Annotated in this window: 14 protein-coding genes; 7 read left to right on the top strand and 7 right to left on the bottom strand. The window is 68.2% G+C overall.

Annotated elements, in window-relative coordinates:
• Positions 1–88: 88 nt before the first annotated feature.
• On the top strand, positions 89–1,426 hold the full coding sequence (locus tag DVH23_RS15075) for an aspartate aminotransferase family protein (protein WP_114578259.1): 1,338 nt from the start codon (positions 89–91) through the stop codon (positions 1,424–1,426).
• A 76-nt stretch (positions 1,427–1,502) separates the two neighbouring features.
• Positions 1,503–2,030: an Lrp/AsnC family transcriptional regulator gene (locus DVH23_RS15070; protein WP_114578258.1), complete on the top strand. Its 528-nt coding sequence runs from the start codon at positions 1,503–1,505 to the stop codon at positions 2,028–2,030.
• A 61-nt stretch (positions 2,031–2,091) separates the two neighbouring features.
• Here the strand turns inward: DVH23_RS15070 and DVH23_RS15065 are convergent, their stop codons facing one another.
• Both DVH23_RS15065 and DVH23_RS15060 read right to left on the bottom strand, forming a co-directional pair.
• Positions 2,092–3,627, bottom strand: a complete 1,536-nt coding sequence (locus tag DVH23_RS15065; protein ID WP_114578257.1) for an aldehyde dehydrogenase family protein — start codon at positions 3,625–3,627, stop codon at positions 2,092–2,094.
• A gap of 51 nt (positions 3,628–3,678) precedes the next feature.
• Positions 3,679–4,485 (bottom strand): RIO1 family regulatory kinase/ATPase, encoded by an 807-nt coding sequence (locus DVH23_RS15060; RefSeq protein WP_114578256.1) that lies wholly within the window; start codon positions 4,483–4,485, stop codon positions 3,679–3,681.
• A gap of 166 nt (positions 4,486–4,651) precedes the next feature.
• Between DVH23_RS15060 and DVH23_RS15055 the strand changes: the two genes are divergently transcribed.
• Positions 4,652–5,791, top strand: a complete 1,140-nt coding sequence (locus DVH23_RS15055) for an acyl-CoA dehydrogenase family protein (RefSeq protein WP_114578255.1) — start codon at positions 4,652–4,654, stop codon at positions 5,789–5,791.
• Here the strand turns inward: DVH23_RS15055 and DVH23_RS15050 are convergent, their stop codons facing one another.
• The 3 genes from DVH23_RS15050 to DVH23_RS15040 all read right to left on the bottom strand — a co-directional run bounded on the left by DVH23_RS15050 (position 5,792) and on the right by DVH23_RS15040 (position 8,556).
• Complete coding sequence (locus tag DVH23_RS15050; RefSeq protein WP_114578254.1) at positions 5,792–6,301, bottom strand: DUF2062 domain-containing protein; 510 nt, start codon at positions 6,299–6,301, stop codon at positions 5,792–5,794.
• Positions 6,302–6,353: 52 nt separating this feature from the next.
• Positions 6,354–7,616, bottom strand: a complete 1,263-nt coding sequence (locus DVH23_RS15045) for a Glu/Leu/Phe/Val dehydrogenase (protein ID WP_114578253.1) — start codon at positions 7,614–7,616, stop codon at positions 6,354–6,356.
• A gap of 115 nt (positions 7,617–7,731) precedes the next feature.
• Positions 7,732–8,556 carry a CoA ester lyase gene (locus tag DVH23_RS15040; RefSeq protein WP_114578252.1) on the bottom strand — a complete coding sequence of 275 codons (825 nt, stop codon included), beginning with the start codon at positions 8,554–8,556 and terminating at the stop codon, positions 7,732–7,734.
• Positions 8,557–8,635: 79 nt separating this feature from the next.
• On the opposite strand from DVH23_RS15040, the gene DVH23_RS15035 reads away from it, so the two are divergent.
• Positions 8,636–9,097, top strand: a complete 462-nt coding sequence (locus DVH23_RS15035) for a MaoC family dehydratase (protein ID WP_114578251.1) — start codon at positions 8,636–8,638, stop codon at positions 9,095–9,097.
• A gap of 68 nt (positions 9,098–9,165) precedes the next feature.
• The gene (locus DVH23_RS15030; protein WP_114578325.1) at positions 9,166–9,780 is read left to right on the top strand and encodes a GNAT family N-acetyltransferase; all 615 of its coding nucleotides are present in this window, start codon (positions 9,166–9,168) and stop codon (positions 9,778–9,780) included.
• Between the two features lie 3 nt (positions 9,781–9,783).
• Here DVH23_RS15030 and DVH23_RS15025 read toward each other — a convergent pair whose 3' ends face one another.
• Positions 9,784–10,083, bottom strand: a complete 300-nt coding sequence (locus DVH23_RS15025; protein WP_114578324.1) for a PadR family transcriptional regulator — start codon at positions 10,081–10,083, stop codon at positions 9,784–9,786.
• Positions 10,084–10,356: 273 nt separating this feature from the next.
• Between DVH23_RS15025 and DVH23_RS15020 the strand changes: the two genes are divergently transcribed.
• Together DVH23_RS15020 and DVH23_RS15015 are read left to right on the top strand one after the other, a co-directional pair.
• A complete protein-coding gene (locus DVH23_RS15020) occupies positions 10,357–11,295 on the top strand; it encodes a hypothetical protein (protein ID WP_114578250.1) in 939 nt (312 codons plus the stop codon).
• Positions 11,296–11,350: 55 nt separating this feature from the next.
• The gene (locus DVH23_RS15015; RefSeq protein WP_114578249.1) at positions 11,351–11,530 is read left to right on the top strand and encodes a hypothetical protein; all 180 of its coding nucleotides are present in this window, start codon (positions 11,351–11,353) and stop codon (positions 11,528–11,530) included.
• Positions 11,531–11,535: 5 nt separating this feature from the next.
• Here DVH23_RS15015 and DVH23_RS15010 read toward each other — a convergent pair whose 3' ends face one another.
• Complete coding sequence (locus DVH23_RS15010; RefSeq protein ID WP_114578248.1) at positions 11,536–13,509, bottom strand: DUF460 domain-containing protein; 1,974 nt, start codon at positions 13,507–13,509, stop codon at positions 11,536–11,538.
• Positions 13,510–13,524: the final 15 nt, after the last annotated feature.

Here is a 13,524-nt window from a genome sequence, read left to right as displayed (position 1 = left end):
TCCGTTATTCCGCTGGCGGTCGTCCTTCGTCCGCCACTTCCGGATTTGAGCCAAAGACTAATCAGAGAGTGCTGAGTAGGGGGGACGTATGAGCGACCAGGAATCAGCCACGGAGGGCGCCAACGAGGTAGAGCGGACCGACCGCGAGCACGTCTTCGGCACGTGGTCCTATCAGAAGGAAGTCGATCCCACGCAGGTCGTCGACGCCAGCGGCGTCAGGTTCACGACTGCCGACGGGGAGGAGTACATCGACCTCTCGGGCCAGCTCATGTGCTCGAACCTGGGCCACTCCGCAGATCGGGTCGCCGACCGGGTCGCCGAACAGATCCGGGACGTCCCCTTCGTCTCGCCGGGGTACACCACCGAGGCGCGGTCGGAACTGGGGCGCGAACTCGCCGAGATCACGCCGGGCGATCTCACGAAGACGTTCTTCTCGACCAGCGGCACCGAGGCCGTCGAGGCCGCGGTCAAGATCGCACGATTCTACACGGGCAAACAGAAGATCATCTCGCGCTATCGCTCCTACCACGGCGCGACCCACGGGTCGATCAGCGTCACCGGCGACCCCCGGCGGCTGATGGCCGAGCCGGGGGTGCCGGGAACGATCAAGGCCCCCGATCCCTACGCCTACGGCTCGACGCTCGACCCCATGGAGAGCCTCGAGTACATCGACGAGATGCTCACCCTCGAGGGCGATACGGTCGCCGCGGTGGTCGTCGAGCCGATCGTTGGCTCGAACGGCATTCTGGTGCCGCCGGACGAGTACTTGCCCCGACTCAAGGAGATCGCCCACGACCACGGCGCGCTCCTGATCTGTGACGAGGTGATGAGCGGGTTCGGGCGCACGGGCGAGTGGTTCGGCTGTGACGTCTTCGGGGTCACCCCCGACATCATGACGATGGCGAAGGGACTCACGGGAGCCTACCAGCCCCTGGGCGCGACGATCGTCACCCCCGAGATCGCCGACCACTTCGAGGAGGAGATGTTCTGTCACGGCCACACCTACTCGGGCCACCCGGTCGCGGTCGCGGCTGGCCTCGCGGCGATCGAGACCTACCGCGAGGAGAACCTGATCGAGCGGGCCGGCGAGATCGGTGCCTACCTCGGCGACCGACTCGACGAACTCGACGAGGCTCACCCGAGCGTGGGCGAGACGCGCGGGGTCGGCCTGTTCCGGGGGATCGAACTCACGAAACGCGCCGACGAGCGCGTCCCCTTCGGCGAACGCGAGGACAAGATCTCCCCCGGTACCACCGTCGTCGACGAGGTGGCCGCGACCGCGGGCGACCACGGCACCTACGTCGCGAACATGATCAACACGCTGATCCTCGCTCCGCCGCTTTCGATCACCGAGGACGACGTCGACGAGGCCGTCGAGGCCCTCGACGCAGGTCTCGACGTCTCCGACGACGCGATGGACGACTGAACGGGCCGATCGCCATCGGGGAGCGCCGACGGTGAGAGCCGAGTGGTTCATGGTCCGGTACCCTCGACTAGGGGCCATGAGCGATTCCCGTCGCACGGCCCCCGATCTCGACGAGACGGACCTCGCGCTGCTCGAGCAGGTTGAAGCCGACTTCGACGTCAATTTGGAGACGATCGCCGACGAGCTCGACCTCTCGAAGTCCGCGGTCCACTACCGGCTGAACAAGCTCAAAGAGGAGGGTGTCATCCAGGGGATCACGGCCGACGTCGATCCCCTGGCGCTCGGACTGGAACTGACCGCGATCACCGACGTCATGGTGGCCCACGAACGGGGGTACTCCGAGGACATCGGCGAGAACCTGCTCGCGCTCTCCGGCGTCGAGCAGGTCTACTACACCATGGGCGACGTCGATTTCGTCGCCGTGAGCCGCGTCCAGACGCGCGATCAGTTGAATGACCTCATCGACCGGATCGTCGCGATCGACGGCGTCAACGAGACGTCCTCGAAGTTCGTCCTCGGGGAGTTCGAGAACGACCGTGCGGTGTCGTCGAACCTCACTTCAGAGGCGAGGGAGGCGGTGCTCGACGGGGACGGGTCGTCGTAGTCGGCCCGTCGAGTGCGACCGCTCGAGTCCTCTCGGCGTCCGCTGATCGAGCGGCGCCGTCTCAGTCCTCGTCGGTCCCGCCCGTCCTGATGTCCGCCGACAGCCCCTGGGCCATCTCGATCTCCTTCGAGTTGTTGAGCGTCCAGGCGGTCCGTTCCGTTACTGCTTCGATCGCCTCCCGGGCGCTCGGATAGCCGTTGCCCGAGTTCTTGACGCCGCCGAAGGGAAGCTGGACCTCCGCGCCGATACAGGGGAGGTTGCCGTATGAGAGGCCGACCTCGGCGTAGTCCCGGAAGTGGTTGATCTGGCGGTAGTCCTCGCTAATGATCGCGCCCGCCAGCCCGTAGGGCGTGTCGTTGTGGATCTCGACGGCCCGCTCGATGTCCCCCTCGTACTCGACCAGGGCGACGTGGGGACCGAAACACTCCTCTTTGAGACATCGAAGTTCGGGATCGTAGCCGATCTCGTAGACGAACGGACCGACCCAGTGGCCCTCCTCCCGATCGGCGTCGCCGGCGAGGTCCTCGCCCTCCAGGTCGAACCGATCGACCAGTACCTCTGCACCTTCCTCGCGGGCGACCTCGTTGTGCCGACCGATCTTCTCGACGTGGTCGGCCTCGATCGCGGGGCCCATGAACGACTCCTCAGTAAGGGGATCGCCGACGGTGACGTCGGCGGCGAGATCCACGAACCGTTCTTTGAACTCGTCGTAGACGTCGGTGTGAACGATCAGGCGCTCGCTCGAAACGCAGCGCTGGCCGGTCGTCTTGAAGCTGGACATGATCGCCGAGTGGACGGCGATATCGAGGTCGGCCTTTTCGGTAATGACGATCCCGTTTTTGCCGCCCATCTCGCAGGCCGCGAGCTTGCCGGGTTCGCCGCCGACCGAACTCGCGATCTCCTGGCCGACCTCCGCCGAGCCGGTAAAGAGGACGGTATCGACGCGGTCGTCCTCGACGATCGACGCGCCGGCGTCGCCGAAGCCCTGGACCATGTTGAACACGCCGTCGGGAATCCCGCTCTCCTCGAACATCTCGGCGATGATCTGACCGCACCAGGGGGTCTGCTCGGCGGGCTTCCAGACGACGGTGTTGCCCTCGACCAGCGAGATCGCCATGTGCCAGAAGGGGATCGCGACCGGGAAGTTCCAGGGGGTGATACAGCCGACGACGCCCCGGGGCTTGCGGCGCATGTAGGCGTCCTTGGCACCGACCTCGCTGGGGACGACATCGCCGTGGGGGTGGCGGGCGTTGCCAGCCGCCCACTCGACCATGTGCCAGGCCTCGGCGACGTCGGCTTTCCCCTCCGAGAGTTCCTTCCCGCACTCCTTGGTAACGATCTCGCCGAGTTCGTCGTGGCGGTCCCGGAGCTCGTGGTAGATCTCCCAGAGGTACTCCGCGCGGTCGATGTACGACAGCCGGCGCCACTCCGCGAAGGCGTCGTCGGCGGCCGAAAGCGCCCGGTCGACCTCGCTCTCGTCGCCTCTGGCGAACGTCGCCAGCGTCTCACCGGTCGCCGGATTCCTGCTCTCGAAGCTCTCGCCGTCGCCCTCGACCCACTCGCCGTCGACGTAGTGGCCGTAACCCTGATCGCTCATTACTGGCAATACTCGCCGGGCGCCGTGAAAAAGCCTGCTATGCGCCGGAGGTTACTCGCCGAGGTCGGCGACCTTCTCGAGTTCGCTGCGGAGCCGCGTCGAGTCGAACTCGTGGTCGGGGCGCAGCCGGACGAAATCGAGGAACTCCCGGGCGGCGAGTAAGTCCTCGGACCCGTAGGTCCCGTAGGCGACCGCGACCGCCTCCCGGGCGCCCAGTCGGGGCTCGAGCACCGCGAGGGCACACGCGAGGTCGTAGGCCCGCGTCTCTCTGGCCCGGCCCGCCTGGAGGCGGGTCGCGTCGATGAAGTAGATCTCGTCGTCGCGGATCAGGACGTTCTCCGCGCGGAGATCGCCGTGGGCGAGGCCGTGGTCGTGGAGCGCGGCGAGCATCGAAAAGAGGTCGGGCGCGCGCTCGCGGACCTCGTCGTCGGGAAGGTCATCGAACGTCTCGAAGGCGGGGAGGTACTCGAGGACGAGGACCCCGAGCCCGTTGACCTCGAAGGCGTCGACGGGCCGGGGCGCGTTGAGTCCGATCTCGCGCATCCGCTCGGTGGCCTCGTGCTCGTGTTCGACCATCTGGAGTGGGGTGTCGAACCGGTCGAAGAAGCCCTCCGTCCCCGACGAGAAGGCGCCGACGTTCCGCCCCGTAGTGAGCAGGCCGTGGACGAGGGCGTTCTGGCGGGAGACGATCTTGACGAACCACTCCTCGTCGATCACCAGCGGCGTCGAGAGCCAGTTGTCGCTCTCTACGAACTCGACGCGGACCTCCTCGCGGCCGTAGCGCTCGGCGAGAGTTCGGACCACCCGCTCGATCCGGCCCCACTCGACGGTGCCCCGGGCGAGCTGGCGGAGGTCCATGTGTAGACGCCTAGCAACCACGCGGTAAATGTGTCCCGGACTGGACGAGCGGACAGTCTGCCGGATGGCTGGTGAACTTCTGGGGCATTGATCCCGACGGCACCACGACGGCAACCCGCCAGCGACAGGACGGTGCGTTTATTCCCCTCGTCGGTAACGAACGACCATGGACTTCGACGTGCCCGACGAACACCGGATGATCCGGGAGACCGTCCGGGAGTTCTGTGAGGCCGAGATCGCCCCGATCGCCCAGGAGATCGAGGACGACCACCGCTACCCCGAGGAGGTCTTCGACCAGCTCGCCGACCTCGACGTGATGGGCGTCCCGGTAAGCGAGGAGTTCGGGGGGTTGGGCGGCGACCAGCTCATGTACGCCGTCATCACCGAGGAACTCGGCCGGGTATCGGGCTCGATCGGGCTCTCCTACGCCGCCCACGTCTCGCTGGCCTCGAAACCGATCGAGCTCTTCGGGACGCGAGAGCAGAAAGAGGAGTGGCTCCGGCCGCTCGCCGAGGGCGAGTACGTGGGCGGCTGGGCGCTGACCGAACCCGAGAGCGGGTCCGACGCCTCGAACATGTCCACGACTGCCCGACAGGAGGGCGACGAGTGGGTGCTGAATGGTACAAAGCAGTTCATCACGAACGCCTCCGAGGCCGGATCGATACTGGTGAAGGCCGTCACGGACCCCGAGGCGGGCTACGATGGGATCTCGACGTTCATCGTCGATCCCGACGACGACGGCTTCGAGGTCACGACGATCTGGGAGAAGATGGGGCTTAACGCCTCGCCGACCTGTGAGATCCAGCTCGACGGGGTCCGGCTCCCCGAGAACCGACTGCTCGGCGAAGAGGGTGAGGGCTGGGAGCAGACCAAGCGAACTCTCGACGGCGGGCGGATCTCGATCGCGGCGCTCTCGACGGGGCTCGCCCAGGGTGCCTACGAGGCCGCCCGCGACTACAGCACCGAGCGCGAGCAGTTCGGCCAGCCGATCTCGGAGTTCGACGCCGTCCGGGACATGGTCGTGGACATGCATCGAAAGACCGAGCGCGCGCGCCTCTTGACCCATCGGGCGGCCTGGCGCTACGACCAGGGCGACCCCGTTACTCGCGAGTCAGCGCTGGCGAAACTCGACGCCAGCGAGGCGGCCCGCGAGGTCGCAGAGGACGCCGTCCAGGTCCTGGGTGGGTACGGCTACACCACCGACTTCGCGCCCCAGCGGTTCTACCGCGACGCGAAGCTGATGGAGATCGGCGAGGGAACCAGCGAGATCCAGCACCTCGTCATCGGGCGGGAACTCGGGCTCTAACTACCGCCGTAGCCGATCCACGAACGAGGAAACCGCCGCGGCCGGGGAGAGCGGTCGTCCCGTCTCCCGGCGACGGCGGTGTTCGCGGGCGATCCGCAGGGAGAGGGCGTAGCCCGCGGCCGCGAGGACGAGGGCGATCACGAGGTTGCCCAGCACGAGAAGCTGGACGGCGGTCACCGCGGCGTCGGCGAGCGGCCGGTCGAAGACGGCGACCGGTTCGGTGCCGAAGGCGAGGGCACCGAGCTGGTAGCTGGCGACGTAAACCACCGGCTTGACCAGGGGGTTGAGGACGACTGCGGAGGCGAAGATGGCGGTCTTGCTGACCCACTCGAGGTAATAGGCGAGAACGACGAACAGTCCGAGGCCGAGCCCGCCGGTTGGCATCGCGGTGATGAAGGTTCCGAGGGCGAAGCTCGCGGCGATCTCCCGGTCGGTGTGTTCTTCCTCCAGGGCGGCCGTGAACGCTCTCCGGACGCGGTCGCGGTAGACGGAGAGCCGTTCGAGGAGCATTGACGACGCTCTCCGGGATTCCCCGCCGGAACAAAAGGCTGTCGCCCGGTCGCTACGCGCCGGGGAAGGTACCGGACTCCTCGTAGGCGTCTACAACCCGCTGGACGGCGACGACGTAGGCCGCGGTCCGGAAGTCCTCGGCGCCGTGGTTCTCGTAGGCGTCGGTCAGGGCGTCGAAGGCGTCGACGACCATCGTCTCGAGCTCGTCGTTGACACGCTCTTCGGACCAGTGGAAACGTTGGCGGTTCTGGACCCACTCGAAGTAGGAGACGGTGACGCCGCCCGAGTTCGCGAGGATGTCGGGAACGACCGTCACCTCGCTCTCGGCAAGGACGTCGTCGGCCCGCGGCGTCAGCGGCCCGTTGGCGGCCTCGACGATCAGGTCGGCCTCGACGTCCTCGGCGAGGTCGCCGTCGATGGCGTTCTCCAGGGCCGCGGGGATCAGGACGTCGACGTCGGCCGTGAGGAGTTCCTCGTTGGTGAGTTCGCTGTCGGCGTCGGGGTAGCCGACGACGCTGCCGGTTTCCTCCTTGTGGGACTTGACGGCCCGCGGGTCGAGGCGGTCGTCGCTTCGGATCCCGCCGCTGGAGTCCGAGACGGCGACCACGCGCGCGCCCCGTTCGTCGGCCAGTCGGGCGGCGATCGAGCCCGCGTTGCCGTAACCCTGGACGGCGACCGTCGCGCCCTCGATCTCCCGGCCGAGGTACTCCAGGGCCTCGTGTGCGGCGATCACCGTCGAGCGGCCGGTCGCCTCGACGCGGCCCTCGCTGCCGCCACTCGAGAGCGACTTCCCGGTGACGACTCCCGGCGCCGTCGTGTTCTCGAGGGTCTCGTAGGTGTCCTTGATCCAGTTCATCTCCCGTTGGCCCGTGTTGACGTCGGGTGCGGGCACGTCCCGGTCCTCGCCGATCAGCGGGCGGAGTTCGGCCGCGAACGCGCGGGTGACGCGCTCAAGTTCGGTCTCGCTGTACTCCGCGGGGTCGATCGCGATCCCACCCTTCCCCCCGCCGTAGGGGATGTCCACGATCGCACACTTGTAGACCATCCACCCCGAGAGGGCCTTGACCTCCTCGCGGCTGACGTGTGGGTGATAGCGGATGCCCCCCTTGTAGGGGCCGCGGTCACCGTTGAACTGCGAGCGGAAGGCCTTGAACCGCTCCAGGGTACCGTCGTCGCGCTCTACGGTCAGGTTCGTCTCGAGGACCCGCTCGGGGTGTTTGAGCCGCTCGACGACGTCGTCGGCGACGTCCATGTGGGCCGCGGCCTCGTCGATCTGGGACTGGAGGCTCTCGAAAGGGTTCACGTCGGCAGACATGCCTAGTGGATTCGGCGAACGTGGGATAAGTGTGGCGAACATCACCGTAAATCATGGGGTTCGTGCCCGAACGGCATATAATCCCCCTAAAGGAGTGGACGGGCGTGGGCCGGAGTCACTCCGCGCTCGCCAGCTCGAGGATCCGCTCGGCGCGGGAGAGAAGCGGCGCGTCGATCATCTCGCCGTCGGCCTCGAACACCCCTCCCTTGGCCTCCCGTTCGGCCGCGAGGACGCGCTCGGCCCACTCGATTTCCTCGGGGTCGGGCCGGAAGGCGTCGTGGATCGCCTCGATCTGGTCGGGGTGGATCGCGAGCTTTCCGTCGTAGCCCAGCCGGCGGGCCCGTGCCGTCTCCGCGCGAAGCCCCTCGCTGTCCCCGAACTCCGTGAAGACGGTGTCGATCGCGTCCCGGTCGTAGGCGGCGGCGGCGAGCACGACCCGCTGGCGGGCATAGAGGACCTCCGTCCCCTCTCGGCTCCGGGAGGCCCCGAGGTCGGCCGCGAGGTCCTCGGCGCCGAAGATCAGCGCCTCCGTCCGGTCGTGGGCGGCGATCTCGTGGGCGGAAAGCACTCCCCGGGCGCTCTCGATCAGCGCGAACACGCCCGCCGCCGAGTCGCGGTTCGTCAAGAGCGCCGCGACCGCCTCGACGTCCTCGGCCGCCGCGACCTTCGGGAGGACGACCGTGTCGAGGCGTGCGTTCGGACCGAGGACCGCGTCGAGATCCTCGGCCGCCCGCCCGGACTCGACGCGGACGCAGACCTCGCTTTCGGCATCTGCGGCGTCGGCCAGCAGGTCGCCCACCGCCTCGCGCGCGGCGGTCTTCCGGTCGGGCGAGACCGCGTCCTCCAGGTCGAAGATCACGGCGTCGGCCCCCGACTCGAGGGCCGTTCGCATCATCTCGGGACGGTCGCCGGGGGTAAAGAGCAGGCTTCGTCGGGCCATATCCTCACTGCTCTCCGGGGCACCGTCAATCGTGGGGCCGGCGGCGAGCGTTTTTGGGGGTCGTGGTGCTACACCGGATATGGCCGGACGCTACTTCGAGGAGTTCACCGTCGGCGAGACGATCGACCACGAGAAACGCCGAACGGTAAGTGAGGGCGACAACCAGCGGTTCTGTGACATGACGATGAACCAGCAGCCTCTGCACCTGGATCGGGAGTTCGCTGCCGACACCGAGTTCGGCGAGCGGGTCGTCAACGGCCTCTACACGATGAGCCTGGCCGTCGGGCTCTCGATCCCCGAGACCACCGACGGGACGATCGTCGCGAACCTCTCGTACGACGGCGTCGAACACCCAAACCCCGTGTTCCACGGCGACACGATCCGCGCGCGCTCGACGGTCACCGACAAGCGCGAGACCAGCGACGGCGAGCGCGGGGTCGTCACGATGCGCGTCGAGGCGTTCAACGGCGACGACGAACTGGTCTGTGGGTTCGAGCGAACCGTCCTCTCGCTGAAACGCGCGGTCGCCGAGCGCGAGTGACCTACGGCCACGCTTCCCACACCCGCGACAACGCTTTTGTGCGACCGTCCGTCGGAGGACCCATGGATCTGTTCCCCGAGACGATCGAGACCGACCGACTGCGCCTCGAGGCCGCCGACCCCGAGACGGTCGACGTCCTCGAGTTCTACGAGATCTGTTCGTCGGACCCGGGGATAGACGAGGTCACCGAGTACGTCACCTGGGAGCCCCACAGTACGCCAAAGGAGACCGTTGACTTTCTGGAGCGCGTCGACGAGGGTCGCGAGGAGAACGAACGGGCGTCCTACATGGTCTACCCCCGCGAGGGCGAGGAGGGCGCCGGCGAGATCGCCGGGATGGCCGGCTTCGGCGTCGACTGGGATCGGCGGACGATGACGCTCGGCACCTGGCTCCGGAAACGGTTCTGGGGCCGGGGGTACTCCGGCGAGCGCGCCGCCGCGTTCATGGCGGTGGCGTTTGACCGCCTCGACCTCGACTGCGTGGCGGTCACCGCGGACGCGGACAACGACCGCTCGAACCGCGCCATCGAGAAGTACGTCGAGGCCCACGGTGGCCGCCGCGAGGGACTGGTACGGAACTTCGTCGTCATCGACGGCGAGCCCGAAGACTGCCATCGCTACACCGTCTCCCGCGAGGAGTGGGAGGCCAGCGAGTCGGAGGTCGCGGTGCGGACGGAGGGGTAGGAGCTACTCGGCGTCCGTCTCCCCCGAGCGCGCCTCGAGGTATCCCCCTTCCCACTCGTGGCGGGCCCGGAGCCGCTCGTAGCCCGCCTCGGTCAGCGAGTAGTAGTTCGTCCGCCCGTCGAGTTCCCCCTTCTCGACGAACCCCGCCTCGACGAGTTCGTCCAGGTTCGAGTAGAGCCGGCCGTGGAGCACCGACCGATCCTGGGACTGTTCGACCTCGCGCATGATCTCGCTTCCGCTCGGCGTGTCCATCCCACAGAGGACGAACAACAAATCTCGCTGGAAGCCGGTCAACTCGGCCAACATGGTTCCCCGTTCGAGGCTCCCTGCATAAATACATTCCCTATCGTATGGAATTTATGTGGGGGCTAACCGGCGGAACGGAGTCTCCCGGTTCCCTCCCGGAGATCCTTCCCGCGGGGTTCGGGCGTCGTTCCCTCGCTGCCGACACCGTCGCTGTTCCCGGGCACGACGGACGAAGCGGGCGTTTAGCGCCAGTATAATAACCCACGGACCCCGTACTTGGGCCAACGACCGCTACGCCGGCGATCGGCGGGAAGCGGACTCCGACCCACGATGAACGGGACCGACGGAGAGGACGGATCGAGCCACGACCGGGAGCGACCGGACCCCGGGGACGCTTCGCGCCCGCCCTGGGAGGAGGTTCGGGACCTCGACCTCCAGTCGGGGCTCGTCGCCGCCGGAATCGGCGTCTTCGTCCTCGGTACGATCCTCACGGTCGGCGGCCCACTCGTAGTGGACGCCCTCGTCGGCTCCGACGACGACCCGGCGGGGAGTGGCCCGGAACTCGAGGGCGGGGAGCCGGCAACGGCCACCGACGATGGGGGTGGCGCGAACGGGGCCGACGCGAGGAGCGACGGCTCCCCGGAGACCGCGGGTGACGGAGAGGAGTCGGGCGACGCCGACTCCGAGGGGACTGGGGAGGGGACGGGAGGCGACACGCCGACCGACGAGGGCGAGAGCCAGGACGACGAACCCGGAGACGACGGACCCGACCGGCCCGCGGACGGTCGGTCGGCCGACGGCGCTGACGGGGAGGGCGACGGGAGCGAGGCGAACGACGAGGACGCAGGTGCGGACGACGCGACCGACAGCAGCGACGACGAGTCGTTCGGCGACGAGGACGGCGACGGGACCCCGGCGAGCGATCCCTCAAGCGACGGCGAGGACGGTGACGGCGGAACGGACGACAGCGGAGCGGACGACGACCTCGGGTCCCTGTTCGACGACGCGGACGACGGCGAAGCGGACGACGAGGACGGACCCACGGCCGGCGACGGGGCCGGTCCCGGAAGCCAGGGGAACGGAGCGGGCGACGGTCGAAACGAGAACGACGGGGGACCGGCCGACGGGAGCGATGACGGCGGCGATGGCCTCTCGAGTGACTCCGACGGTCCGGGCTTCGATGACGACGGGGATGACGGAGGCGACGACTCGAGCGACGGGGACGATGATAACGACTCCGGCGATGGCGACATCGGGATCGAGTTCTGAGCTCCGAGGCCGCCATGTCGTAAGGTTGATGGATCGGAGGGGGGTTTCCAGGGACATGTTCGACAAACTCGGGGCCGTCGGGATCGCCGGGCTGGCGCTCGTCCTCGTCGGGATCGCGCTCGTCGCCTACGCGAACCTGATCGTCGCGGCGGGGATCGCGCTCGCCATCGCGGGGCTGGGCCTCGTCGTGAAGGGACTGCTCAACTCGCTGCTTGGAGCCTGGGGAATGCAGTAAGCAGGTCAGGCCTCGTTGTCGCCCGCGCGGTGTTCGCTGATGAGCCGATCGACCATCGAGGCCTTCCGTGCTTTCTCCCTGTCCTCGGCCCGATCGCGCCACTCCTCGATCGCCGCCTCGACTTCCTCCTCGCGGGCGACGGCGAGTTCGTCGACCTCCTGCATCGCGACGTCGTCGGCGGGGGCGACCGGCACCTCCCGGTCGAAGAGGATGGCGTCGGCCATCTCCGAGAGCCCGCCCTCCTTCAGCACGATTCGGGGATCGAACTCCGCGAGGAGTTCGGCGGTCGAGCGCCCGGCGCCACTGGCGTCCCGTAGGTAGACCACGTCGTCGGAGGCGATGCCGTACGCCTCGTCCGCGGCCCGGATCGCCTCGTTGGTGAACTTCTCGACGACCTTCACCGGGACGAGGCCCGCACGCTCCTCGGAGACGTCCGCGAAGTTCGAGTGATCGAGCTTCCAGAGTTCCTTCATCCGCTCGACCTTCCGTTCCAACGCCTCGACCTCCTCGCGGGCCTCGTCGCGTTCGTCCTCGACGGCGTTCACTCTGCGCTCGAGGCGGGTCACCTCCCGGTTTCTCCGGACCTCGCGGCGCTCCTCGCTGCGGCTCTCCGCGAGTTTTCCCTCGAGCTCCTCGATGCGCTCGTCGCGCTGCTGGAGCCGGTTCTCGAGGCGGTCGACGTGGGAGTCGAGTCGATCGACTTGGGCTTCGAGGTCCTTGATCCGTCGTTCCTCCTCGGTGAGTTCCCGGGGCTCGTGGTCCGTGGCCTCGTCCTCGGCCTCCTCGTCGTCGTCGAGATCCCGGAGGACGGCTTCGACGCTCTCGCCGCCGGCGACGACGCGGGCGGTGACCGCCCCGCGGTCGAGGCCGGGCGGGACCTTGCGCGCGATCCGCTCGAACTGGTCCGCGTGGTCGTCGACGGCGAACAGCGCCGCGGCCATCGCGTCGCGCTGGTGGTCGTTCTCGTAGGCCTCATCGCGCGTCCGGTGTTGTTTCTCGTCGATCGGGAGGTCGCTGTCGGGCGTCCAGGCCGCAGCGTCGAAGCTCCGGCGGATCTTCTCGACGGTCTCGGGCATCGGCGTCACGTCGGCGGCGACGACGACCGGCCGGCCCCGCTCGACGATCCACTCGATGACGTCGGCGTGGTCGCCGGTCCGCGAGCTCCGGACGTCGAGGACTTCCCCCGAGAGCGAGACGATGGCGACCGCGGTCGTCGTCCCGGGGTCGATCCCGACGAGGACGTGGTCGCGGCGTTTCGCGAGCGGGCGAAACTCGATGCCGTCCCGGCGGACGCGTTCGATCTCGACCCTGACGTCGCCCGAGCGGTGGGCCGAGACCGGGATCTCCTCCGGGCGGGCCTCGACGGAGAAGACGGCGTTCGAGTAGCCGCCGTACTTCTCGGTGATATCGACCTCGTACTCCAGGTTTGCTCCTTCGAGATCGGATTCGACCTCCCGGGCCCGTTTCCTGACCGAGCCGTGGATCCGGCGGGTGTAGCGGTCCTCGCTCCAGCCGCCCCCGCCCGTCGAGCGCCCGCGCGAGACCTTCACCTCCGTCCGGTCGGTGAACGCCGAGACCTCGTAGCCGACGTTGTGGGCGGCCAGGCGGGCCGCCGCCTCGGCTTCCGCCATCGGCTCCTTGGCGTAGGGGACCCCGTGGCGTTTGGCGACCCGCGAGAGGGGTTCCGGGCGTTCGTCGCCGGTGACCTGGACGAGCTTCGTTCCCGCCGGGAGAGCGCCCAGGAAGTGGACCAGTCGGTCCTTGTCCTCGGCCAGCTCGTACATATTGTCGGTCGCAACGATCGCCGGCTTGCGCTCCTCGATCAGCCGGCGCAGCTTCCGGCCGGAGACGACGTCGCGCTCGACTCCCTCGCCGTCGTAGGCGACGAGCGCGTAGGAGGGCGAATCCCCACGGACGTCCCCGCTCTGGACGTCGACGCCGAAGACGGTGTCGTCGAGCGCACTCGTTCGCGTGCTCACGGAACGGGGTAGGGG

Origin of the sequence: Saliphagus sp. LR7, assembly GCF_003344565.1 — an archaeon.
In the GTDB taxonomy this organism is placed as follows: Archaea; Halobacteriota; Halobacteria; order Halobacteriales; family Natrialbaceae; genus Saliphagus; species Saliphagus infecundisoli.
This window is presented reverse-complemented; position numbering and strand designations above follow the sequence as displayed.